This is a genomic window from Acinetobacter sp. YH12231, from assembly GCF_013417755.1.
GTDB classification, from domain to species: domain Bacteria; phylum Pseudomonadota; class Gammaproteobacteria; order Pseudomonadales; family Moraxellaceae; genus Acinetobacter; species Acinetobacter amyesii.
Map to the genome: position 1 here is coordinate 13,701 of NZ_VPDJ01000027.1, position 24,841 is coordinate 38,541.

28 protein-coding genes are annotated in these 24,841 nt (G+C 41.2%); 2 read left to right on the forward strand and 26 right to left on the reverse strand.

The window, feature by feature from the left end; all coding sequences use genetic code 11:
- Positions 1-9 precede the first annotated feature (9 nt).
- From FTV11_RS14535 to FTV11_RS14660, 26 genes are all read right to left on the reverse strand, one after another.
- Entirely contained in the window at positions 10-312 is a 303-nt protein-coding gene (locus tag FTV11_RS14535; RefSeq protein ID WP_067767464.1) for an integration host factor subunit beta, read from the reverse strand.
- 162 nt (positions 313-474) lie between these two features.
- Entirely contained in the window at positions 475-2,154 is a 1,680-nt protein-coding gene (rpsA, locus tag FTV11_RS14540; protein WP_168378903.1) for a 30S ribosomal protein S1, read from the reverse strand.
- A 107-nt stretch (positions 2,155-2,261) separates the two neighbouring features.
- Positions 2,262-2,945, reverse strand: coding sequence for a (d)CMP kinase (cmk, locus tag FTV11_RS14545; RefSeq protein WP_168378902.1), 684 nt, complete (start codon positions 2,943-2,945; stop codon positions 2,262-2,264).
- A gap of 17 nt (positions 2,946-2,962) precedes the next feature.
- Positions 2,963-3,394: an SRPBCC family protein gene (locus tag FTV11_RS14550; RefSeq protein WP_078188937.1), complete on the reverse strand. Its 432-nt coding sequence runs from the start codon at positions 3,392-3,394 to the stop codon at positions 2,963-2,965.
- A gap of 26 nt (positions 3,395-3,420) precedes the next feature.
- The gene (gene tadA, locus FTV11_RS14555) at positions 3,421-3,972 is read right to left on the reverse strand and encodes a tRNA adenosine(34) deaminase TadA (RefSeq protein WP_180074248.1); all 552 of its coding nucleotides are present in this window, start codon (positions 3,970-3,972) and stop codon (positions 3,421-3,423) included.
- A 7-nt stretch (positions 3,973-3,979) separates the two neighbouring features.
- Positions 3,980-5,101, reverse strand: coding sequence for an enoyl-CoA hydratase/isomerase family protein (locus FTV11_RS14560; protein WP_180074250.1), 1,122 nt, complete (start codon positions 5,099-5,101; stop codon positions 3,980-3,982).
- Entirely contained in the window at positions 5,098-5,811 is a 714-nt protein-coding gene (gene ung, locus FTV11_RS14565) for a uracil-DNA glycosylase (protein WP_078193660.1), read from the reverse strand. The genes FTV11_RS14560 and ung overlap by 4 nt, the downstream gene beginning before the upstream one ends.
- Before the next feature lie 36 nt (positions 5,812-5,847).
- Positions 5,848-6,444: a 6-carboxytetrahydropterin synthase gene (locus FTV11_RS14570; RefSeq protein WP_180022532.1), complete on the reverse strand. Its 597-nt coding sequence runs from the start codon at positions 6,442-6,444 to the stop codon at positions 5,848-5,850.
- 130 nt (positions 6,445-6,574) lie between these two features.
- Positions 6,575-7,522, reverse strand: coding sequence for a type II secretion system minor pseudopilin GspK (gene gspK, locus FTV11_RS14575; protein ID WP_180059030.1), 948 nt, complete (start codon positions 7,520-7,522; stop codon positions 6,575-6,577).
- A 39-nt stretch (positions 7,523-7,561) separates the two neighbouring features.
- Positions 7,562-8,191 (reverse strand): type II secretion system minor pseudopilin GspJ, encoded by a 630-nt coding sequence (gene gspJ / locus FTV11_RS14580; protein ID WP_078193724.1) that lies wholly within the window; start codon positions 8,189-8,191, stop codon positions 7,562-7,564.
- Positions 8,192-8,237: 46 nt separating this feature from the next.
- Positions 8,238-8,630, reverse strand: a complete 393-nt coding sequence (gene gspI / locus FTV11_RS14585) for a type II secretion system minor pseudopilin GspI (protein WP_078188947.1) — start codon at positions 8,628-8,630, stop codon at positions 8,238-8,240.
- Complete coding sequence (locus FTV11_RS14590) at positions 8,620-9,177, reverse strand: type II secretion system protein (RefSeq protein ID WP_180059029.1); 558 nt, start codon at positions 9,175-9,177, stop codon at positions 8,620-8,622. Before FTV11_RS14590 ends, gspI begins: the two co-directional genes overlap by 11 nt.
- Positions 9,178-9,186: 9 nt before the next feature.
- Positions 9,187-9,801, reverse strand: coding sequence for a TetR/AcrR family transcriptional regulator (locus FTV11_RS14595; RefSeq protein WP_168378896.1), 615 nt, complete (start codon positions 9,799-9,801; stop codon positions 9,187-9,189).
- Positions 9,802-9,843: 42 nt separating this feature from the next.
- Positions 9,844-10,617 carry a TatD family hydrolase gene (locus FTV11_RS14600; protein ID WP_180022528.1) on the reverse strand — a complete coding sequence of 258 codons (774 nt, stop codon included), beginning with the start codon at positions 10,615-10,617 and terminating at the stop codon, positions 9,844-9,846.
- Between the two features lie 31 nt (positions 10,618-10,648).
- Positions 10,649-10,990, reverse strand: a complete 342-nt coding sequence (locus FTV11_RS14605) for a PilZ domain-containing protein (RefSeq protein WP_111885061.1) — start codon at positions 10,988-10,990, stop codon at positions 10,649-10,651.
- 15 nt (positions 10,991-11,005) lie between these two features.
- Positions 11,006-11,989, reverse strand: coding sequence for a DNA polymerase III subunit delta' (locus FTV11_RS14610; RefSeq protein ID WP_180074252.1), 984 nt, complete (start codon positions 11,987-11,989; stop codon positions 11,006-11,008).
- Positions 11,990-12,002: 13 nt separating this feature from the next.
- Positions 12,003-12,764, reverse strand: a complete 762-nt coding sequence (gene kdsB / locus FTV11_RS14615; protein WP_180059026.1) for a 3-deoxy-manno-octulosonate cytidylyltransferase — start codon at positions 12,762-12,764, stop codon at positions 12,003-12,005.
- Positions 12,765-12,767: 3 nt separating this feature from the next.
- Positions 12,768-13,781 carry a tetraacyldisaccharide 4'-kinase gene (lpxK, locus tag FTV11_RS14620; protein ID WP_078188953.1) on the reverse strand — a complete coding sequence of 338 codons (1,014 nt, stop codon included), beginning with the start codon at positions 13,779-13,781 and terminating at the stop codon, positions 12,768-12,770.
- Between the two features lie 3 nt (positions 13,782-13,784).
- A complete protein-coding gene (gene msbA, locus FTV11_RS14625; RefSeq protein WP_180074254.1) occupies positions 13,785-15,512 on the reverse strand; it encodes a lipid A export permease/ATP-binding protein MsbA in 1,728 nt (575 codons plus the stop codon).
- Complete coding sequence (locus FTV11_RS14630) at positions 15,512-15,934, reverse strand: biopolymer transporter ExbD (RefSeq protein WP_078193671.1); 423 nt, start codon at positions 15,932-15,934, stop codon at positions 15,512-15,514. Before FTV11_RS14630 ends, msbA begins: the two co-directional genes overlap by 1 nt.
- A 13-nt stretch (positions 15,935-15,947) precedes the next feature.
- On the reverse strand, positions 15,948-16,589 hold the full coding sequence (locus FTV11_RS14635; protein ID WP_078188956.1) for a MotA/TolQ/ExbB proton channel family protein: 642 nt from the start codon (positions 16,587-16,589) through the stop codon (positions 15,948-15,950).
- 31 nt (positions 16,590-16,620) lie between these two features.
- Positions 16,621-17,508 (reverse strand): ParB/RepB/Spo0J family partition protein, encoded by an 888-nt coding sequence (locus FTV11_RS14640; RefSeq protein ID WP_168378888.1) that lies wholly within the window; start codon positions 17,506-17,508, stop codon positions 16,621-16,623.
- Positions 17,505-18,287: a ParA family protein gene (locus FTV11_RS14645; protein WP_078188958.1), complete on the reverse strand. Its 783-nt coding sequence runs from the start codon at positions 18,285-18,287 to the stop codon at positions 17,505-17,507. Before FTV11_RS14645 ends, FTV11_RS14640 begins: the two co-directional genes overlap by 4 nt.
- A 24-nt stretch (positions 18,288-18,311) precedes the next feature.
- Positions 18,312-18,944, reverse strand: a complete 633-nt coding sequence (gene rsmG / locus FTV11_RS14650) for a 16S rRNA (guanine(527)-N(7))-methyltransferase RsmG (protein ID WP_180003083.1) — start codon at positions 18,942-18,944, stop codon at positions 18,312-18,314.
- A gap of 84 nt (positions 18,945-19,028) precedes the next feature.
- Positions 19,029-19,718 carry an N-acetylmuramate alpha-1-phosphate uridylyltransferase MurU gene (murU, locus tag FTV11_RS14655; RefSeq protein WP_180054586.1) on the reverse strand — a complete coding sequence of 230 codons (690 nt, stop codon included), beginning with the start codon at positions 19,716-19,718 and terminating at the stop codon, positions 19,029-19,031.
- A complete protein-coding gene (locus FTV11_RS14660) occupies positions 19,718-20,731 on the reverse strand; it encodes an aminoglycoside phosphotransferase family protein (protein ID WP_180074257.1) in 1,014 nt (337 codons plus the stop codon). The genes murU and FTV11_RS14660 overlap by 1 nt, the downstream gene beginning before the upstream one ends.
- A 120-nt stretch (positions 20,732-20,851) precedes the next feature.
- On the opposite strand from FTV11_RS14660, the gene FTV11_RS14665 reads away from it, so the two are divergent.
- Together FTV11_RS14665 and FTV11_RS14670 are read left to right on the forward strand one after the other, a co-directional pair.
- The gene (locus FTV11_RS14665) at positions 20,852-23,323 is read left to right on the forward strand and encodes an LPS-assembly protein LptD (protein WP_180074259.1); all 2,472 of its coding nucleotides are present in this window, start codon (positions 20,852-20,854) and stop codon (positions 23,321-23,323) included.
- A complete protein-coding gene (locus FTV11_RS14670; RefSeq protein ID WP_180074262.1) occupies positions 23,323-24,630 on the forward strand; it encodes a peptidylprolyl isomerase in 1,308 nt (435 codons plus the stop codon). The genes FTV11_RS14665 and FTV11_RS14670 overlap by 1 nt, the downstream gene beginning before the upstream one ends.
- Positions 24,631-24,841 lie beyond the last annotated feature (211 nt).

Consider the following 24,841-nt stretch of genomic DNA (forward strand, 5'->3'; position numbering starts at 1 on the left):
TGTTTTGAATTAGTTTGCAGATTCGTTTACCGCATCACGTAAAGCTTTACCAGGTTTAAAGTGCGGTACAGCTTTTGCTGCAACTTCTACTGATTTACCTGTTTTTGGGTTACGACCCACACGTGGTTCACGGTGATGTAATGCAAAACTACCAAAACCACGGATTTCAATTCGGTTGTCTGTAGATAACGCTTCGATCATTTGATCGATCATTATCTTAACGGCCTCTTCCACTAAGGGTTCAGCTAAGTGTGGGTTTTTAAGAGAAATACGCTCTATTAAGTCAGACTTATTAAGTGCTTCAGTAGTCATCTGCGACCTCTTTAATTATCAAGCTACCTAGGATCAGTTTCCTGATAATAACCTGTTTAAATACAAAACGGTAGCGTAATAATCACTTACTACGCTACCGTTACAGTAATTGTGTAAAAAATATTAATTAATTTACATTAATAATACAATTCAAACACTTACTTAGTGGTTCATTTGAGCTTTGATCAAATCACCAATAGTCTTAGGACCATTGTCTGAAGATGCTGTAGCTGTCTTGTTCAAGTTAGCTACCGCTTCTTTTTCTTCAGCTTCGTCTTTCGCTTTGATAGACAAGTTGATAGAACGTGATTTGCGGTCTACGTTGATGATTTTAGCTTCAACTTCTTGACCAACTTCAAGGAACTTAGTTGCATCTTCAACGCGGTCGCGGTTGATTTCAGATGCTTTAAGAGTCGCTTCAACTTCGTCAGCTAACTTAACAGTAGCGCCTTTAGCGTCAACTGCAGTTACAGTACCTTTAACAAGCGCACCGCGTTCGTTAGCAGCTAAGAAATCGTTGAACGGATCGCTGTTCATTTGTTTGATGCCAAGGCTGATACGGTTGCCTTCAGCGTCTACTGAAAGGATAACCGCTTCAACTGTGTCACCTTTCTTGTAACGACGGATAGCTTCTTCGCCTTGTTCGTTCCAAGAAATGTCAGACAAGTGAACTAGACCATCGATACCGCCTGGTAAACCGATGAAGATACCGAAGTCAGTGATTGACTTGATCGTACCTGAAACTTTTTCACCTTTGTCGTGTTCTTTAGCAAACTCTTCCCATGGATTAGCACGAGTTTGTTTGATACCAAGAGAAATACGACGACGCTCTTCATCAACTTCAAGAACCATAACGTCAACTTCGTCACCGATCTGAACAACTTTAGATGGGTGGATGTTTTTGTTAGTGTGGTCCATTTCTGAAACGTGTACTAAGCCTTCAACGCCTTCAGCGATTTCAGCGAAGCAACCGTAGTCAGTTAAGTTAGTTACACGAGCTTTAACGATAGAACCTTTAGGGTAACGGTTCATGATCGCTAACCATGGATCTTCGCCTAATTGTTTAAGGCCTAAAGATACGCGGTTACGTTCGCGGTCGAATTTAAGTACTTTAACAGTAACTTCTTGACCAACTTCAACAACTTCTGAAGGGTGCTTGATACGTTTCCAAGCCATGTCAGTGATGTGAAGAAGACCATCAATACCGCCAAGGTCAACGAACGCGCCGTAGTCAGTAAGATTTTTAATAGTACCAGTAACTGTTTGACCTTCTTCAAGCTGAGCAAGAAGAGCTTCACGGTCAGCTGAAGATTCAGCTTCCATAACAGCACGACGAGATACAACAACGTTGTTACGTTTAGCATCAAGTTTGATTACTTTAAATTCTAACTCTTTACCTTCTAAGTGAGTAGTATCACGAATAGGACGAGTATCAACTAAAGAACCTGGAAGGAACGCACGAACTGGACCGATGTCAACAGTGAAACCGCCTTTAACCTTACCAGAGATAACACCAGTAACGATTTCGCCGTCTTCAAAGATTTTTTCAAGTTTAGTCCAAGTTTCAGCACGTTTCGCTTTTTCACGTGATAAAACTGTTTGACCCATACCGTTGTCAAGAGCTTCAACAACTACGTCAACAGTGTCGCCAACTTGAACTTCAAGTTCACGTTGTTCATTTAAGAATTCAGCGCGGTCAACAATACCTTCTGATTTAAGGCCAGTGTCAACTGTTACCCAGTCAGAGTCGATATTTACTACAACGCCTTGGATGACAGCACCCTTTTCAACGTTGAGGTTTAATTCGCTTTCTTCAAAGAGGGCTGCAAAAGATTCGGTCATGATATACCTAGTAAAGTCAGCGGTCTTGGATCAGACAAGGCCGGTTTAATTAAGCGTCTACATAGTCCGTATAAGACTGATCAAGCTATGCTTCTGCTGAAAATTCTTTAGTTTGCTAATTGCTGATCGATGTAATTCGTCATCAGCGTAAATACTTCATCAATACTCAAAGTTGAACTATCAATGAAATAAGCATCTGGCGCAGGCTTGAGTGGAGCGACTGTGCGTTCCATATCTCGCTTATCACGCGCTTCGATATTAGCTAAAATGTCGTTTATTTTAACATCCACGCCCATAGCCTGCAACTGATTTACACGGCGCTCCGCACGGGACTGAGCAGAAGCCGTTAAATAAATCTTGGCTTGGGCATTTGGAAAAATCGTTGTTGCCATATCACGGCCATCTGCAACCAAACCAGGTGCTTGGGCAAAGGCATGCTGACGTTCTAAAAGCGCAGTTCTAAGTGCAGGAATTGCAGCAACTTTTGAGGCAAACTCTCCGACTCTCTCAGTACGGATAACTTTTGAGACATCTTCACCATCTAAAAGCACCGAAACACCTGCTTCATTTGTCACAAATTGTATGTCTAAATTTGTTGCAATTTTTACGCATTCATCGAGCTTTGAGTCTAATGCATCAATTAAGTCTTGCTTATGCAATGACAATCCCAACAGACGATATAACGCACCTGAGTCGAGTAAGTGGAACTGATAATGTGCCGCAATTTTTGCTGCCAATGTTCCTTTACCTGAGCCACTTGGGCCATCAATTGTAATGATTTGAACTGTCATTGCTCTTCCACTTTTGTTTATACGGTTTTTGCAAGTTTTGAAAAACCAATTTTAATCGCTGACTTCAGTTGCGCAAGGATTAATTGACTAACGAATGGCGCACGCGCCTGTAATTCAATCGTATAAGTGACTAAAGTACGCGCAGCATCAATCGCTTCGAATTGAATCACACCCAAATGATGTTTCACCAGTGGGTTTTTAATAATCTTATATTCAATGCGTTGGTTTGGCTCAAGTAAGGTAATTTGCTCTTGTAACGGCTTCACTGGCCCAAAGCCCATACGACGTACAGAACCCACACCATCAGGACGTTCAGGATCTGCTGAATCTTTGACACGCACCACTTGAATCGGTGCAAAAGCCACGTTATAGGTCGAATGTTTTGAAAGTAAGTCAAAAACTTGCTCGACCGGTGCATTAAATTCTTTTTTTACTTGAATGGATTTCATGGTGTACCCTATTTTATTTGACAATATTAATTGTCAGTAGAGTTTACTTGATTTTTTAAATGAAGTTCAGTCAAAGTGGCTTTTTCCTGTAACTTCATCAGTCGTTTTTGTTCACGACGCATTTTAAAAAAATCACTTAATTGTTGGGAGCATTGCTCTTGTAGGCAACCATGCTCAAACTCAAAGACATGGTTATAGTAGCCTGAATTTAATAATTGACGCGAACTGACCAAAGAACCTGCTTTAGGCTCAGTCGTCGCAAATACCACACGTTTAATTCTCGAATGTACCAAAGCACCCACACACATTGTGCATGGCTCCAATGTTACATATAAGGTTGCATCATCGGGTAAACGGTAATTATCGATATTTAAACAAGCTTGACGCAAAGCTTGTACTTCCGCATGTGCGGTGGGATCTTTCAGAGAAATCGGCGCATTAAACCCTGCACCTATGACTTGATTTTGACTCACAATGACTGCGCCTACAGGAATTTCTTGCAATTCTGCAGCTTGTGCAGCCTGCTCGAAAGCCAGCTGCATCCAGTGTTCATCACTATATAAGTTTGGTTCAGACATCAATTAATTAAATTACACCATACTGTCTTAACAGCGCATTCCAACTGTCAATATTGGTTACAGGAGGCTCATCAGCCAGAATTCCTTTGAGGGAAAGATCTGTACCTTTTTTCCATTCTGGAGACAGGTCTTTATCGACTAGGCGGGCGCGCACACCTTCCACAAAGTCCGCATGACGAATTTTCCAATCCGAAATTTGGGTTTCCAGTTCAAACACTTCATTCCAAGAATGCACTTGCTTGCCCCACTGCCACAACAACCATGTTAATGCGGCGGTTGCAGGTGAACCTTTTTGTAGATTTTCACTGGCTTGGCGTAACCAATCACTGCGCGCATCACTTAAACCAATAATTGATTCATAGTCATGTTCAAAATTATGCCCACGGCACACACTTTGAATCACATCTAACGAGTTTTGTAATGGCCCCGGCCCCACAGGACGATGCATACTATTTAAAGTGTCATCAATGGCACGAAAATCGCCCGCTGGATAATGATCCCAATCAATATTAATGACAGTTTCAAGTACATTATCACGCTGAGCATCACAAATATGCGTTGCCCAGCCGATACCATAAGCACCAGCTGCGGTCATAATCGAGCCGGTTAACCCAGTAAACAATCCAATGGCACCACGGTCAGCGAGGAAACGCGTCGCACCAACATCTGGATACAAACCGATATTAATCTCAGGCATTGCTAAACGTGAATAAGGTGTCACCAAACGGAAAGGTGCAGCCATAAATAGACCTAAACCACCTCCCATGACATAACCTTCGCCCCAAACCAAAATCGGCTTTGCATAGTTATGCAGCAGCAAATCTAGGGCATATTCTTGTTCAAAGAATTTATTCGCCGTTTCAACTTCATCATTGACCACCAATTGTCGCAATTTGCGTACATCGCCACCTGCACAAAATGCTTTCGGCGTAGTGGAATCTAACCAAATCGCTTTTACTGCATCATCGTATTGAAAGTCCTGAAAGACTTCAAGCAACGCTGTACAGATAGATTCATCTAATGCATGAAGCGATTTTGGGCGATTCAGGCGAACAATGCGCCAGCCCTTTTTCGCTTCTTCAACAATCAGATCTGGGTGATAATTTTTTGAAACGGGAGAATAAGTCATGCGTCCAGCTGCCAGTCTATTGGCTCAATGCCATTTTGTTTAAGATAATTATTACTTTTTGAGAACACCTTACAACCAAAAAAACCACCGCGGTTTGCAGCCAAAGGTGATGGATGCGCGGCTTTTAGCACCAAGTGCTTATTTTGGTCAATGCGTTGTCCCTTACGCTGTGCATATGCCCCCCATAAAATAAAGACAATATGCTCACGTTGTTCATTTAAAACATCAATCACATGGTCTGTAAAATCTTCCCAGCCACGTTTTTGATGTGAAGTTGGTTGCCCAGCCTCAACAGTCAGTACCGCATTTAAAAGCAAAACACCTTGTTCTGCCCAGCGTGTTAAGTCCCCATGTTTTGACACAGGCACCCCAAGGTCGGTATTTAACTCATGGAAAATATTACGTAAAGAAGGTGGTAATGCAACCCCCTTTTGTACCGAAAAACTCAAGCCATGTGCCTGATTTGGCCCATGATACGGGTCTTGGCCTAAAATCACCACCTTTACATTTGCCATAGGCGTCGTGTTTAAGGCATTAAAAATTAGCGGATTTGGTGGATAAATCACTTTATCCTGTTTGATTTGTTGTAGCAGAAAGTCTTTTAACTCATCCATGCGGGGGCTAAGCAAAAACTCACTTAGGGCATATTTCCAGCTAGGCTCAAGCTGCACTTTAGCGAGTTTTGCTTGTTGCTCTTCTGTTAAAGACATCACTGTTAACCAATCCTAATAAAACCAAATATTTACTTAAATTCTAATTTGTAAATCAACTGCAGGGTTTAAAAATTTTTGACCCTGTTTTAATTTTTCATACATCTGAGTATCGTTCCATTCCGACTGAACCTGTTCGGAGAAGACGATTTGATCTAACTGCAACAACCCCATTTGTGCGTTGTTGATATCTTCTAAGAAGCTTTGCGCATAGCCTGTGTCTGTCTCATGCACAATCACAGAATACACCTCAACATCACCCTCACCATTTTGAGTTTCTGTTGATTTTAGAACTTGTTGTGCTAAGTAAAAGAAGATTCGTGAAAATTGTTCCGCTGAGGGCGATACGGGTAGTTCGACCCAACGTGCACTGAACTGTTTGCAGGCACGAATGTACTCAGCATCATCGTGTTGCCAAAAACAAATCGCGTGATCAAAACTGTCAAATAAGTCTTTAATTACCCCTTTGAGCAAACCGAAATCGTAAACCATTTGTCCATGGTCAAGTTTCGACGCTTTAAGTAATAGTTCGACTTTATAACTGTGTCCATGAATGGAACGTTTGCAACGGTCTGACGTGCAATTACGCACGATATGCGCGTTTTCAAACTTAAATAACTTACGAATTAACATGTGTCGTAATGCAATCAAATAATCTATGGGTTCTTAGAGATTATAATGCAAAAGTCTAACAAGAGGCATTAATTTTGCTGTTCAGCACAATTGGGAAAAGGCATCATGAAAATTTAGCGATATTTAAGACCTAAAATGGTGCCATACTGCGAAAAGCCACATATACATCTTTATCTTTTCGCACTAACTCACTGGTAAATTGACGCTTTCTTTCATTTAAAATAATTTCAATTTGCGCTTTAAAATAGTTCGACTGCACACCCAATTGTGAATTTAAAACTTCCCTATTTTCTGTGCTCACCTGTGCAAATGGCTCCATTGCCCATAAATCATTGATATTTTCGAAATGTTCAAATTTGGCTGCTTTTTGTTGCAAAGCTTGTTCAACTGCATTGACATCTAAACGATCATCCAAGGTCGCTAACAAAAATGCAGGAGCGGTATTAATGTTTACCGTTGTTTCATGCGAAGGTAAGCTACTCACATAAGGCGCAATTAGTTTATATTGAGCACCGTCAAAACCACGGACTGATTTCAGCTCTTCCACACTATGGAATTTTGCATTTGGCGGTAGTGCCGCATTATTTAAACCACGATAATACGCCAGCTCTGCTCCCATTGGGCCAGAGGTCTCATCATCTTCATCTTGCCAGTCAATCACGGCTTGACTTAATTCTGCGGGTAAACCAACACGCTGCAATATTTTCTCAAACCATAATTTTGCTTTGTCATTTACCACACCCTCTTCTGAAACCAAACTATTGAGGTTAAATTTTCCAGATTCGTCTTGCAGCACACCTGCAACGGTTCCACCTTCCACTGGAAAGGCGGGCATAGGCTGAGCCCAATTTTCTTGGAGGTGATCCACCTGCCCTGCATTTTCGGCATCATTCACCAAAAGTTCAGCAAAAAATGCTTCGGCACTTTTCGCATATAACAACGATTGATTTTGGCGCATCACATAAGCGGTATTTTCAGAAGTATTGGCTTGTTGTTTTGCGATGCCTGCTGCAACTATGGTTGCCAAAGCTACCATCATCAGGATAGTTAACAAAGCGATGCCACGTTGCTGTTTCATAAGCAACTCCGAACTTCAAATGCCTCTACTACCTGACCGTTAACCATTCTTATTTTTATCCAATAAAAAATCAGTATTTAACAAACTGAATAACCATTCGTAGTTTGTCCCATCAACTGTGAGCTGCATCCTGATACCCCGCGGTAACAGTTGTATGGTTTTTTCATTATTCAAATCAGCGGCAGCATCTGGCCAATTCTCTAACTCATTTGGATTGAGTACCGTGATTTTAAATTGCTCTACATTATCTAGTAACACACTCGAATCTGGCTGATCATGCCCCGTTTGGTTTAGATTTTTAAACTTTAGCCGATACAATTTTTTTTCATCAGCTTTGTATTGATATTCCACTCGCTCATCAGGTGCAATACCCTGATTTAATGGGTCAGTGACACCAGTCTTACTGAAATTAAATCGGCCATTTTGCAACACCAGCGCTGGTTGAATATCTCCATTAATATTGGCAGTTAAAGGCACAGCTTGTACCGTGTCTCTGAGTATCTGCTGATGGGCATCTTGCAACTGACTGAGCCGTGCCTCATGGGTTGCGTTTCGTTCTTTCACTTTCGAGACATAATCAAAAACCTTCCAGCCCAATGCAGATAGTACTGCAAAAATGGCAATCGCAACCAAAAGTTCAACTAAGGTAAATCCTGCTTGATTCTTCATTCCTTGCTGCACAAGCACAGGCATATCTTGAGATGTACGTTTTTTTCTAGTTATTATTTTCATCCAACGGAGCCTTATAGTTAAAGAACACTAAACTACTAATCCCCGCTTCTACATCCCCAGTTTCAGCATTCATCAAACTCACTTGGATATCGATACGTTGTACATTTGGACTAATGGTGGCTTGGGCTTTTTTGTCAATTTGCCATTGTTCGCCTTGTTCAGTGACTTGTTTAGATGCAGTACCTGTCATCCATTCACGATTGATTTCCATCTTAGCGATTTCATTCAGCGCGACAAATTGTGCTTTATTTCTTAAAATTGCGTGTGCTGTCGACTGCGTATATTGCATCGCAACATTAGACAAAGCCATTGCCGCAGTAGCAAAAATCGCCAATGCCACCATGACTTCAAGTAGCGTAAACCCTTTAGCCCGCATTAACTTTCCCTAAATGATCGATTTCGATTTCATTACCAATGGGACGTTCTTCAAAATAAAACTGTATACGCACAGGCTTTACCTCACCATTACCCAACCAAATCAACTTGGGTGCATTGGTATTTAACAAATCATCATTATTAGCATTTTCATACTGTTGATCTAAAGGCTGAATCGTAAAAGAGACATTTTCAGGTAATACTCGGGTTTCAAAATCTTTATAGTTTTGCCATTTATTGTTCTGATTTAAAATACTATTTTCTACACGTTTTTGTTCTGGTAAATATTCTTGTACCGCATAGCTTTGCGTGTTGACATCCGTTCCAGCTTTTTGCTGTAAGGCCAATATCAAAGCTTGATCATTTGCATCACGTAATATTCGTTTCAGATCCATTACAAACACTTCGCGTGCTTGCATGGCTTTGCGTTGATCTGTCCCACCGATATTCAAAAGCACCAATGAGGCCATGATGCCCATAATCACAATCACCACCATCAATTCAACGAGGGTGAAGCCACGAACCGATGATGGTGATGCTATTTTCATAAACAGCCTTTAAGCGAATTGAGCAACCGCATGCACTTGTTTTGGTAAGGCCAAGGCTTGATCAATATAAGCAACCCGCAAGGTGTCTCTTGAACCCAAATAACGCTGATAAAAACTAGAGTTCAAAATTGCTGCGGCGCCATGTGTAAGTGACCAAATCGAAGCAAGATAATCACGTACTGGCATGCTACTTTGAATCGACTCCAAATAACGCTCAGTCATACGAATGATCAATCTTAGACGCTGTTTGCGCACTTGATAAAGTTCACTAAACAAGTGTTGAATACCCACACCCGTTGTCGATAAACGCTCTTCAATTTGATGAAACAACACTGTACGTTCTGGGTGATGTAAGTGATGCAACATAAAGAAAGCAAGGTGTTCAGGAAAAGCTTTATCGGTGTCTTTAATCATTTCCAATAACATGCGTTCATTACGAATAATGAGCAACATATATAGTTCATCTTTACTTTGGAAATGTTTATATAACGTCCCTTTTGCCAAGTCGAGTTCTGCCGCTAGCGCATCTAGTGTCATCCCTGCTTCGCCATTTTCCAATAGCAGTTGCTCTGCCACTTGGAAAATTAATGCTTCTCTTGCTCTAAACTGAGCTTGACGATCCATCTTCACCCTATACTCTCTTACTCTTATATCAATTCAAATTATTTACTTAAGATTGAGGAGATTTTCAAAGTTTTGCATTGTAATGAAAGCCATCTCTTCAATTGACTTATCATATACATCACTTAAGGCTTTGGCTACATAGGGAACGTATTTTGGTTCATTAGACTTTCCTCTATAGGGCATCGGTGCAAGGTATGGACTATCAGTTTCAATCAGCACTCGATCCAATGGTACTTGCTTGGCCACATCACGCAAATCTTGTGCATTTTTAAAAGAAACAATGCCTGAAAATGACACGTAATATCCACAATCTAAGACCGCTTTTGCTGTTTCCCAATCTTCAGTAAAACAATGCAAAATCCCGTGAGTGGATTTCTCTGCACGGATAATATCCACCGTATCATGCTTTGCAGAACGAGTATGTACAACCACCGGTTTTTTCACGGCTTGCGATGCGCGAATATGGCGGGCAAAACATTCTTTTTGCTCTGCAACAAAGTCGGTACTATGAAAATAGTCCAGCCCTGTTTCACCAATCGCCCAAACCTTTTCAGGTTGTGCTAATTCAATGAGATATTCTTCTGTTGCCCGAGCCATCGTTGCAGGATCTTCACATGGGTGTACCCCAACGGAATAACCCACATCGGCATGACGTGAAGCAATTTTTGAAAGTTCGATATGGTCATCTAGATCAACCGAGATACTCATAAATTTTGAGACCCCGGCTTGACGAGCCTGATCCAATGCAAGATCTAAATTACCCTCATAAGGGCTTAGGTCGAGCATGGTTAAATGGCAATGGGTATCTACAAACACAATATGTACCTACAAGTCTTCACTGTTGTAACTACATAGTGTAACTTCTACGCCCCTCAGATTTAAGCCCTGCAAGTAAACGTTCTGCTTCTGTTTTGAAATAAACGCCTTTTTCGCCGCTTAATTGAATTCCAAAGCCTTGTGGTTTAATGCCATTTTGCTTTTGCGAAATCCAAATCACTTTTCCTGTCAAAGGAATTTTTATACTTTGTTCAGGCAAAGTCGCCAATAAGAAAACCTCATCACCCATTTTCACAGCTTGCTTTGATGGTACAAATAAACCGCCACCAACGACATAAGGCATGTAGCTCGCAAAAAGTGTTTCCACATCTGGAATATTAGCGTGAACGATCCCGCCCATACGTGGTTGCATGATGTTTCCCCTTAATTAAACATTCATCAGTTTGATGCAAAGCTCATCTACGACCAGATTCCCCTGTACGTTCTGCTCGATGAACCGCTTAGACTGCTGTAATTCTGTATAAATCCCAAAGAGTGTTTCGAGCGAATATTGCTCTGCCAACACCCCAAAATCCAAATCTATATTTTTTATGGATTGATTTAGCTTGACACAAATTATATCGGACAACAAGTATTCAAACATTTGACTAAAATCACTAAAACTCAGAGCTTTATTCCACTTGGTCGCAATTGCCATCGGCATATTTTTTTGTGTCACAAGTTTTTGCCAATCTTGTAGAAACTCTTGGCGCATATTTAGCCATTCACTACTTGCCAATGAAATCGCTTGTAATGGCATTTGACTAGCTAAGTTCATGAGAACTTTGCGCTGGGTTTCACCACTATCGGGCAAATGCTGCTGTAAATAAAGTTGTGATTGTTCTGGTTCGATACGATCCAATGCATAGTGCTGCATTCGACTGCGAATTGTTGCTGGCAATTTCAAATAATGCTCTGCCAACAACATAATCACAATCCGTTCGCCCGGCTCTTCCAGTGTCTTCAACAAAGCATTCGATGACGCAATGTTTAATGCTTCAGCAGGCTCAATCAACACAACTCGCCAACCATCCACGGTTTGTTGTACAAAGGGCAATAAATCACGAATTTTTTCGATTTTAATTTTGGCATTTTGCTTTTTATTGTCTTCATCTGTACTGATGTGGACAAAATTTGGATGTGTATCTGACTTTAACCACTGACAACTCCCACACTCACCACATGGCTCAGTTCGCTCATCACGTTTTTGACACAGCACCCAAGCAAGAAATTGTTTTGCAAATGCCTCTTTACCACAGCCTTTTTTGCCATACAAAAGCACGCCATGCCCCAGTTGTGGAAAACGGCTGGTTAATGTATTCCATGTATTTTGCTGCCAAGGGTACACTTGCGCCACAATGTCATTTTGCATAAATCGTTTAACCTTATTCGAAGTTTGAAACATCCATTTGGTTCAAACGATCAAGGTCAGCTTGAGTGTCTACGCCAGGTGGTAGGTTCGCTTCTGCCACAGCAATGGCAATACGGTGACCATTTTCCAAAACACGTAATTGTTCAAGGCTTTCTAATTTTTCTAGTACACCCATATCCCAAGTGACATATTCTTGTAGCAGTTTTACGCGGTATGCATAAAGTCCTAAATGACGAAAGGCTTGATCATGCAAGGTTTGTTCTACTTGCTTTGCACCATCACGGTCATAAGGAATAGTCGCACGGCTGAAATACAGCGCTTGATTGTGCTTTGACATCACCACTTTGACGATGCTGTCACGTTGAAACTCATCTAGACTATGAATCGGCTCGCAGAGTGTCGACATTGAACATGTCGGCTGATCAACAAGTAATTGTGCAACTTGTTTTACCAATTGAGCAGGAAGCAAAGGTTCATCACCTTGCACATTGACAATAATGTCATCACTCGCCCAACCTTTGATGCGTGCAACTTCACTTAAACGATCTGTACCAGATGGATGTTCTGCAGAGGTCAATACCACATCAACCCCTTCCGCACGACATACTGCTGCAATACGCTCATCATCTGTAGCGACACAAAGGTCATCGAATCCTGCAACTTTTTTGGCTTGATCGACCACACGTAAAATCATCGGACGGCCATGAATTTCAAGTAAAGGCTTACCCGGTAAACGTGAACTTGAAAAACGTGCAGGAATAACAATATGTTTCATAAATTAAATGCCTTCGGGAAGTTTCAGACCCAGTTGTTTCAACTGCGCATGCAAAGTTTCATAACACGCAGGTGACAACACTGCATCTACAGGAACAACCCATATTTCTCTTTTAAAATCTGGATTATTTTTGAGGATCGCTAAAATTTTAACTGCATCTTTTTCAGTGGTAATGATGGGATTGGCATCTTCAAACTGCAAATCACTCAGTTCATATTCATAATGATCTGGGAATTCATGACATTGAAATTGATGAATCCCCATATTTTCTAAGGTTTTATAAAAGCGTTGCGGAAAGCCGATACCCACCACAGCATAAAAATCTTTATTTGCATCAAATGTCGTCACAAGATCTTTATTGAGCAAATAAGGTTGCGCCGCTTCTAGGTGCATATTCAGTGGAGAACTTGGATCTGCTGAATGCTCAATGACCGTTCCACTGGCAAGACGCTTTTTCGGTTCACGCAAATAACCTTCAGGTAATAATTTTTCATTGCCTAAACCACGGTTATTATCCAGCACGATCCACTCCAACTGACGTTGAAGTGCCCAATGCTGCAAACCATCATCACAGATGATCAAATCCAATTCATGCTTGGATAGTAGCAACTCAATACTTTGCTGGCGATTTGGACCGACCGCCATTGGCACACCTGTAGACTGAACGATTAAGCTCGGTTCATCACCCACGATTTCAGCCGTCGAGTCTAAATCCACATAGGCCGGAAATGGTCCTTGACCACCATAGCCACGACTGATCACACCAACACGCAGCTTTAAGCTATTCAAATAACTGACCAAATGAATGAGCAATGGGGTTTTACCACTTCCACCGACTGTGATGTTTCCAATGACCATGACTGGAATAGGCGCTTTATAACTTTGCTTAATACCTGATTGATAGAGTTTTTTATTGAGTAAAAAGCCGCCACGATAAAGCCATGACAAAGGTCTAAACACAACGAGCCACTTTGCCTGTTCATTCCAAGCATCCTGAATCAATTGTGCAAAAGACATGTCTTAATTTTCCTCAAAATTACGCTGATGAAGTTGGTAATATGCACCACGTTGTGCCATCAATTCCGTATGAGAACCTTGTTCAATAATACGCCCTTTATCCATCACTACAATACAGTCTGCATTTTCAATGGTCGATAAACGATGCGCAATCACGATCGTGGTACGATCTTGCATCGCAGCGTCAAATGCTTGCTGAATAAAAAATTCAGATTCGTTATCTAGCGCACTGGTCGCTTCATCTAAAATTAAGATCGGTGCATTTTTCAAAATGGCACGTGCAATCGCAATCCGTTGACGTTGACCACCTGATAGATTTAAACCTTGGGCACCCAATGGTGTGTCATAACCTTGCGGTAAATCCATAATAAAATCATGTGCAAATGCAGCTTTGGCAGCAGCAATGACTTGCTCATCAGTTGCATGCTCGAGCTGACCATAAGCGATATTTTCACGCACAGTACGGTTAAACAAAACCACTTGCTGATTGACCATCGAAATCTGAGTACGCAAGCTATTGAGTTCTATGTCGTGAATATCATGCTGATCAAGCAACAATTGTCCTGATGACACCTCTTGGTAACGTACCAACAGATTAACCAGTGAGGTTTTACCTGCACCCGAACGTCCAACCAATGCAACGGTTTGTCCTGCATTGACTTTTAAATTGAAGTCATGAATCGCATGGTGACCATCGGCATAGATCAAGTTGACATTTTTAAATTCGATTTCGCCTTTTAAAGCAGGCTTCAGCGTGCCGTTATTCACCTCTTCTGGCATATCGAGCAATTCAAAAACTGAATAAGCTGCCGCCATGCCTCGTTGCAGTTTTTCATTGACATCCGTTAAGGTTTTAATCGGCTTACTCAACATACCTGCGGCAGTGATATAGGCAACAAACTCACCTGCTGATGTATCTTGTAAAATCTCAGGGCGTAGCGCGATATACATCACGATACTGAGCGCGATCGACATAATCAGCTGAACAATTGGGCTATTGAGTTGTTGCACCACAACCATTTTTAAGCCGCGGCGTAAGTTCTCCATTGAGCTTTCATAAAAACGTTTTTGTTCATAATCTTGCCCTGCAAAGCCCTTAACCACTAGGTTGCCTTGCACTGTCTCTTGCACCACATGGTTAACATCACCCATGGTACTTTGCACTTGCATGGATAATTTACGCATGCGCTTGGATGCTTTACGGATAATCAGACCAATAATTGGGCCAAAAATCAAAATACATAGAGTTAAACGCCAGTTGGTATAGAGCAAATAACCCAATAATGCGATGGTAATCAGACCCTGTTGTACAATCGTTTTCAGTGACTCAGATGATGCTGCCGTCAACTGTTCAACGTTATACATAATTTTTGCAGTGATATGACCGCTCGAATTATCTAAATAATATTGCGAAGGCAAACGCATGAGTTTTGCGAACACTTGCTGACGAATATTAAAGATTAAGTTTCGAGAAATCACTGCGGTAAAATATCCCCCCATGAACAAACCGAGTCCACGGAAGAACATCAATAAAACCACCAAGAGTGGAAATAAGGTTGTAAAGCTTTGATCTTTGTTTTGAATGGCTTCAATAATGCGTTCCAATAATTTTGCGACAGAAACTTCTGTCGCAGCATTAATACCGAAACCAAGCAAAACCAGCAGGCCGATTCCCCAAAAAGGTTTTAAATAACTTAATAGGCGTAAATAGACCTTAAAATCGTGCTTCACTAATAACCTCGAGTTGGAACTTTGGTACTGATGTTGATATTCACAAATCCAAGTTGACCTGCAACATCCATCACCCGAATCACATCCTGATGTGTTGCTTTTGCATCTGCTGCAATCACAAACATTAAATCACGACGATCATTGGCTGTCTGTTTAATTGCAGTATTCAAATCAGAGACTTCTTTACTCGCCAATGACTGACCATTGACAGAATAATGTCCTGTTGAATCCACCACAACTTCAATCTTTTGATCATAGTTTTTAGGTGGAACACCCTGTGCATCTGGCAAAGTCAGGTTCATTCGACTCATCTGGTTAAAGGTAGTCGAGAGCAACAAGAACACCAAAATGAACATCAAACAGTCAATCATCGGTGTGAGGTTGATATGAATATCTTCAACCTGACGACGTTTAAATTTCATGCGCAGTCTCCACTCAGCTGGCTTTCTGAATGTCCTGACTTTCTACTTCAGGTGTTTTTTTATAAAACAAAGCGGCATGAAATAATGTCGACTGCTGTTCTAACTCAGCCACATATTCCTGAACCAAACGTTGGAAATAGCGATGTGCAAATAATGCAGGTACCGCAATTAACATACCGGCAGCAGTGGTAATCAAGGCTTTAGAAATACCCGGCATCATCAATACTGGATCACTATTGGTGCCTATATCAATCATTAAGAATGCTTCAATAATACCGATCACCGTACCCAACAAACCTAGTAAAGGTGCAACAGCGCTTAAAGTGCCCAAAAAGTTGATATTTTTTTCTAAATAACCAATTTCTTGTGACGCTGTGACTTCCATTTGCGCACGTGCATATTGCTCGTTTTGATCTTTACTAGCGTAACCTGCGCCCAATACACGACCCAATGTACTTTGTTGTAAAGTTGGACTTTGCTTTAGCTGCTGCACCACATCTTTCACTGATGTGTTCACATTCATCATCAAGTCTTTTGGCAACACCATTGATTTCTTTAAACGAATAAAGCGCTCAATGGTAATGGCTACCGTAAAGATCGAACAAATGACGAGCGGGATCATTAACCACCCGCCCGCTTTGACTAATTCCCACATTTGATTTTCCCCAATAAATCGAATTTAAAAATTATTCAGCTAGACAAATATTTAAAATGCCATCTAGCTCTTCAAGAGTATGGTAGCTAATCACCAGCTTGCCTTTCCCTTGTTTATTATGATCAATTTTCACATCTGCACTGAAACGATCAGAGAGACGTTGTGTCAGTTGCTGAATGTCTGATGAAACACTTGGTTTCGCTTTTTGTTGTTTTGGTGCATTCAAATCACGAACAAATTGTTCGGTTTGACGTACAGACATACTTTTTTCAATCACCATTTCAGCAACTTTCAACTGATCTTTGGCTTTTAGCGTCAAGATCGCACGTGCATGCCCCATATCGAGCAAACCTTGCTGCATAAAGTCTTTGACTTGATCCGCTAAAGACAAGAGGCGTAGTAAGTTACTAATCGTGGTCCGTGCTTTACCGACCGTGTCGGCAATCTCTTGATGACTTAAACCAAACTCGTCATGGAAGCGTTGCAAAGCCATGGCTTGATCGATTGGGTTCAAATCTTGACGTTGAATGTTTTCAATCAATGCCAAAGCAATGGCAACTTGATCACTCAAGTCACGAACAATGGCAGGTACTTCAGTTAAACCTGCAAGCTGAGCTGCACGCCAACGACGCTCACCAGCAATAATTTCGTAGGGATGCTTTTCATCTTCGACAGGACGAATGACGATTGGCTGCATGACACCATGCTTTTCAATCGATGCAGCAAGTTCTTGTAAATCTTGTTCTTTAATGAAACGACGCGGTTGATACTCGCCGCGTTTCAATAAATGCACATCAATTTGTTTTAACTGTCCATGATCTAAAGCTTTTGCTTCGAGCTGTAGTTTTTCTTTTTGAATTGAGCCGAGTAAGGCATCCAGACCACGACCTTTAGCCAGTCCGCGTTTTTTTACGGTCATGCTTTAGTTCCTTTTTTTACTTTGGTTTTTTTTAACATCTCAGCTGCCAAGTTCAAATAAGCAACTGCACCCTTCGAGCTTTTTTCAAAATAAATTACTGGTAAACCGTGCGCAGGCGCTTCAGCCAAACGAATATTTCGCGGAATGACCGTGTCATAAAGTTTCTGACCGAAGTATTGTTCAAGCTCAGCAGACACATCACGTGTTAAGGCATTACGCGCATCGTACATGGTACGAAGCACACCCACGATCTCTAGATCTGGGTTTAAAGCTTGCTGAATACGGTCAATGGTTTGGGTTAAGTCAGCCAAACCTTCCAATGCATAATATTCACACTGCATTGGAATCAGCACCGCACGTACCGCTGCAAGTGCATTGACAGTGATCAAACTTAAACTTGGCGCACAATCGACAATAATATAGTCGAAGTCTTTTTCAACACTTGCCAACGCTTCACGCAAAATAAACTCACGACCGTCTTGATCCGCAATCGCCAGTTCAACACCGGCCAAGTCACGGTTTGCACCTAAAACTTTATAGCCCACTTCCGCTTTATATATGGCGGTTTCAATCGGCACTTCGCCGAGTAAGACATCTGTGACTGAATACAGCAAATCATTTTTTTGAATGCCCGAACCCATCGTGGCATTGCCTTGTGAATCCATGTCCACAAGTAAAACTCGTTTTTTTAATATGGCTAAAGATGCAGCCAAGTTCACAGCCGTTGTGGTTTTACCTACGCCACCCTTTTGGTTTGCAATCGCAATAATTTGAGCCATGGTAACCCCAGTCCTTTGAAAATTTTAAATACGTTTAAGAAAAATTAAATGACGCTGCTCATCAAGTCGTGGAACTTTTAATGCAACGATATCAATCTTGAAATCACTTTTTAGTGTTTCAACTTCTTCTTCAGGAATTAAGCCTTTCATCGACGCGATAATACTTTGCGCATGCATATACGGTTTAGACGCATCCACAAAATCCGTTAACGATGCAAAAGCACGACTGGTAATCACATCAAACTGCCCCAGTTCATTAATGCTGTCTTCATTTTCGACACGTGTTTGTACCGCAATGACATTTTTTAGTTTTAAGTCAGCAATAAATTGTTTTAAGAATCGAATTTTTTTACCGTTGGCATCTAAAAGCACACATTCACGTTCAGGCTGACACAGTGCAATGATCATGCCCGGCATGCCACCACCCGTACCGATATCCAATAAACGACCTGCAGGCAAATCATTTAGGATACTTAAGCTATCCAATAAATGCTTAACCAACATTTCTTTAGGATCACGAATAGCGGTCAAGTTATACGCTTTGTTCCACAGCACTAGGGCATCTTGGTATTTCAGCAATAGATTTAATGCTTCTTCACTCAAATCTAAGCCAAGCTTTTGACTACCTTGCTTTAAGTCTTGAAAAAAAGGATGCATAAAGAAGACATCTCAATAAAAATTAACTGAAGTATACCGATTTCTAAGCCGTGGAACAGTAGCTAACGCTTAGCGAATATGCACTTAATCGTACATGCCTTGGCGAATCTGTAGATCTAGATCACTTAAACGCTCAGGTGTGCCAACATCAACCCACGCAGTTTGCATTTTCTCTGCAGAAATTTTTCCATCCAACATGGCTTGTTTCAATAATGGTGCGAGCGGACGCTTACCCGCTTCCAATCCATCAAACATGTTTGGATGTATAACTGCGATCCCGCTATAGGTGAGTGCCTCGCCTGTATGTTCTTGCTCAAAGGTATAACTACGCCCTGCATCCAAGATAAAATCACCCTTTGGATGTTGCGTTGGGTTAGTCACATAGACCAAGTGTGCCAAGTCATCTTTTAGCTCAACATTGAGCAAGGCTGAAAAATCGTAGGTCGTCCAAACGTCACCATTGACTAAAATAAACGGTTCTGTCCCAAGCAAAGGTAAGGCATTAATAATACCACCGGCTGTTTCCAAGCCTTCTGCTTCACGTGTCCAGCGAATATCCACACCAAACTGCGAGCCATCGCCCAAAGTACCAATCAATATATCTGCAAGCCATGCAGAATTGATGATGATTTCAGTTACGCCAATTTTTTTTAGCTTTTCTATATGCCAAACAATCAGTGGTTTTCCACCCACTTCAAGCAAAGGCTTTGGCTTATACAATGTTAAAGGGCGCATCCGATTTCCGAGACCCGCCGCTAAAATCATGGCTTTCATTATGCAACAACCTCATAAGTGCCGTATTTGGCTTCAAATTTCGGCAATACTTTAGCCTGAATAAATTGCATAAAAGGTTGTAATTCTGCATACGGTTTACTTTCTTCAAGTAAATACCACATCACACGCGGCAAATCTTTGAGATAACCCGATTTACCATCACGCTCAAATAAGCGCACAAAAATACCTAAAATTTTGATATGACGTTGAATCGCCATGAGGTCTGCGTCTTGTTTGAATTGCTCAAAGCTACGATCTTCTTTAGCCGATGAAGGTAGCAAATCATAGAACGTTTTAAACCATGCATAAACGCGATCTGCATTCCACTGCACATAAGCATCACGTGTAATAGAAATCAAATCATAAGTATCTGCACCAATCACAGCATCTTGGAAATCAATCACGCCCTGATCTTGCTCACCATCTAGTACCATCAAATTACGGCTATGAAAATCACGATGCACAATCACTTGAGGCTGAGCCAATGCAGCATTGGCTAAGATAGCAAAGGTACGTTTAATGAGTGCCGATTCTTCTGCAGTTGGTTGTACCTGTAAAGATGGCAACAACCAATCCGTTAACAGCTCCATTTCAGAAATCAGCTTTTCATAGGCGTATGCAGGAAAATGAGCAACACCATCAATTGATTGTAATTGAATCAACTGTTTAAAACTTTGAGCATAATGTGCGTCTACTGTTTGATCATTTAACAATGTAGACAACAAAACATCACCAAAATCTTCTAACAACAAGAAGCCTTGATCGAGGTCTTTGGCCACGATATGTGGTACACGCACGCCATGTGCATCAAAAAATTCATCAATCGACACAAAAGGACCACAATCTTCTTTTTCTGGTGGTGCATCCATGAGCATAAATGTTTTATTATTCAATTTGATTCGTGCATAACGACGGAAGCTTGCATCGCCTGCTAAGAAGTTAATTTCAAATTGATCTGAACCGAGTACAGATGAAATCCATGTTTGTATCAATTGTTCACGTTGTGTATTCATTTGCGATAAATTCTAATACAGGCTGAGTTTTTAAAGTGCTAAGTGTAGCTACTTATCAACTTTTTCTCTATGATGCGACAATAATTAATTGCGATTAAGCATACCTGGTTAATGAGACAAATGAAGCATCAGTTTAAATTTAATCCTTTAGCGACTGCGATCTTAACCCTTCTATGTGGTAGCTCGTTACCAAGCTATGCAGCACCTGTTTCAAACCCGTCCACGGATGACGATACAGAACAACTCAAACAAAACATTTCAGAAGCTTACCCTGGGCAGCAGTTCTTCGAACAATATTATGTCGATAAATCTGCACCTGAAGCACAGATTCGCAACACCAATCAATTAAGTTCAGCGTTTTGTACAGGCACTTGGATTACCCCAGTTGCTCCAACAACGAAAGCAGTCGCACCTGAAGATGCAACCTCTACCATTACCGCAGACTATGGTCATTTTGACCCGAATGGCGACTCCATTCTTGAAGGTAATGTTCTGATTGACCAAGAAGGTCGTCAAATTCGTGCCGATCAAATCAAAATTGATAAAACCCAAACCTACGCCAATGCTTCTGGCCGCGTGCAAATGGCACAGTCAGGGCTGATTTCTCAAAGCGATTCAATTGATTACAATTTAAAAACCCAACAAGGTGATTTAAATAACAGCTTCTTTATTGCTGAACAGCAGCATGCGCATGGTCGTGCTGAAAAAATTTCGCGTACTTCAACCGAAACCCTTGAATTAGAAAATGCGGTTTATACCACCTGTCCACCCGATGAAAAACCAACGTGGAAAATTCAAGCAGACAAAATTAAGCTGAATCAAGAAACTGGTCGTGGCGAAACCAAGGGGACAACACTTTATGTAAAAAACGTACCTGTGATGGCTGTGCCCTATTTCAACTTCCCGATTGATGACCGTCGTACCACAGGTATTTTGACCCCAAGCTTTGGTTTTACCAATGATGGTGGTATTGAGCTTGCGGTACCAGTTTACCTAAACCTTGCACCAAACTATGATGCAACGGTCACACCACGTTACATTGCAGACCGCGGTCCAATGATGGAAGGCGAATTCCGCTATCTCACTGAAAACTTTGGTTCAGGGATGGTGTGGGGTGGTTATTTACCATCCGACCAAAAGTATGATGATCAGGATCGTAAAGACTTACATTTCCTCCACAACTGGAAAATTAACGATCAATTTACAACCAATTTAGAATACAATTATGCATCTGATAAAGACTATTTCTCAGATCTCAATAATAATCCAAACTCAAAAACTGACCTAAACTTACGCCGTGCATGGGAACTCAATTATAAAAATGGTATCCCTGGCCTAAAAGCACAGCTCAAAGTTGAAGACTTCCAAACACTGGATAAAACTGTCAGTGATGAAGACCGTCCATATGCGCGCTTGCCGCAATTCCTACTGAACTACAAAGTTGGTAATCCGCTCGGCTTACAGTACGAATTTAACAATGATACGGCTTACTTCAAAAAGAACTTACGTAGTAACAATATTCCAAGCAGCACTGGCGATTCACCAATGTATGAGCCAAGCGGTGCACGTATTTATAACGACTTTAGTGTGCGTTATAACTATCGTACTCCTTGGTCATTTGTGATTCCTGAAGCAACGATTCGTAATGTCAACACGATTTACGATCAAGACACCGTTAATGCTCAAAACATCAGCTCATCAAATGAAAGTAAATCGGTCGTTGTACCGCAATTCACTTTAGATGCGGGTCTTGTGATGGAGCGCGAAGGTCGTTATCTACAAACTTTAACGCCACGTTTCTTCTACGCGTATTCTCCATACAAAAACCAAGACACTAACCCAAACTTTGACTCAACCACAGCGTCAATTAACTATGACCAGTTGTTTAGCCCGCGTCGTTTCTACGGTAATGACCGTTTAGAAGACAACAACTTCGCATCTCTAGGCTTAAGCTATAGTTTATTTGATGATGTAGGTCTTGAGCGTTTAAAAGCTAGCGTTGGTCAAAGTTTCTATTTTGAAGACCGCCGCGTCACGCTAAACAACGTCTCTGATAAATTTGATACCGAACGCCATACTGGCCCTGTCGTGAGCATTTCTAGCCAACTATCTGACAGCATCAGTGTCAATGCCAATTCTGCATGGATGGCGAATGGTGATAATGCTCAGCGCGATATTCAAATGTATTACGCAGGAAATAAAGGCAATTTATACAATGTCGGTTATTTCTATCGTAAAGACATTCCGAACCGCCAAGACAGCTATGACCAAGCAGTAGCATCGTTTATTCAACCTATTCACAATAACTGGCGTATTATCGGTCATGCACAATATGACCTCGACAACAGTATTGCGCGTGAATATTTACTTGGTGTGAACTACGAGTCATGCTGCTGGGGTGTTTCAGTTTATGGTCGTTCGTACTATAACGATTTAGATGATGTAACATCTTCAGATGTTAAACCAAAACGTGCCATTATGGCGGAGTTCACCCTAAAAGGTTTAGGTGGCTTCAACAATAAATTAACCTCTTTGCTTGAAAACCGAGTGTTGGGTTTTAACAATATTAATCAATCTTGGACAGAACGTTAATGAAGACAAAACAGTTAAAACAAATTTTTAAAGCGTCAGCCTTGGCACTTTGCCTATCGACTTCTGTATCTGTATTTGCTGCTGCGCAACCTAAAGATGAAATTGTAGCTGTCGTTGACAATAGCGTGATTCTACGTAGTGATCTTGATCAAAGCATTGCCGAAATTACTCACCAACTTCAAGCAAAAAAACAAACCATCCCACCGACCGAATACTTGCAGCAACAAGCTTTAGAACAGCTGATTACGCGCCAAGCACAGCTTGAACAAGTGAAACGCTATAACGTCAAAGCGGATGAAAAATCACTCAATGAAGCTGTACTTAAAGTTGCAAAAGACGCAGGCTCTCCAAGCTTAGAAGCGTTTCAGCAAAAATTAGATGCTGTTGCGCCAAATACCTATGCAGGTTTACGTGCACGCATCGCTGAAGACATCGCTTTACAACGTCTACGCCAACAGTTGGTCACTTCTCGCATTCAAATCAGTGACCAAGATGTGAAAAACTTCTTAAGCTCACCACAAGGTCAAGCTGCGTTAGGTAATCAAGTTCATGTCTTACATGTACGTGTAGCTAGCAGTGATAATGCCGTTAAAATTGCGGAAGAAATTCGTAAAGAACTTGCAACAAGCAACGATGTAAAAGCGATTACTAGCAAATACAGTACCAAAGATATTAAAGTTGACGGTGCCGATATGGGCTTCCGCAACTTATCTGATATTCCAGATGAACTTGCTGCACGTGTAGCACCTTTGCAAGTTGGTCAAACCACTGAACTAATTTCAGTACGTGATGGCGTTCATGTTTTAAAATTGGTCGACCGTAAAAGTGGAGAACAAAAAGCCATTGTTCCACAATACCAAACTCGCCATATCTTGATTCAACCTTCTGAAGTGGTGAGTCCTGAAAACGCAAAACAAATGATAGACAGCTTGTATAACCGCCTGCAAAAAGGTGAAGATTTTGCTGTCTTGGCTTCAACATTCTCGAATGACACCGGTTCTGCTGCCAATGGTGGTAGTTTAGGTTGGGTTAGCCCAGGTGTTATGGTTCCAGAATTTGAAGCGATGATGAAATCAACAGCGAAAGGTGAAATCAGCAAACCTTTCCAATCTCAGTTTGGTTGGCACATCCTGCAAGTAACAGATACACGTCAACAAGACATGACACATGAAGTACAAGAACGTATGGCACGTCAGATTTTAGGTGAGCGTCAATTTGACACTGAACTGGACAGCTGGTTACGTGAAATACGCAACAATGCCTATGTTGAAATTAAAGACCCTGCTCTAGATCGTAAAAAGAAATAAGTGAATAAACAAAAAACCAGCTTCGGCTGGTTTTTTATGTCGATTCTTATCATTATTCAGCGTTGTAGTAATTATTAGTTGTAGTAGATCTCTTTCATAAATCAAAAAACGATCTTCTTTTTGGTTAATATTTGCACTCCGGATTTCTTAGCATTCGTGCATAATCTGCGGATGAAATACATCGATTCAAACAAGCTTTCTGATCCTCAGT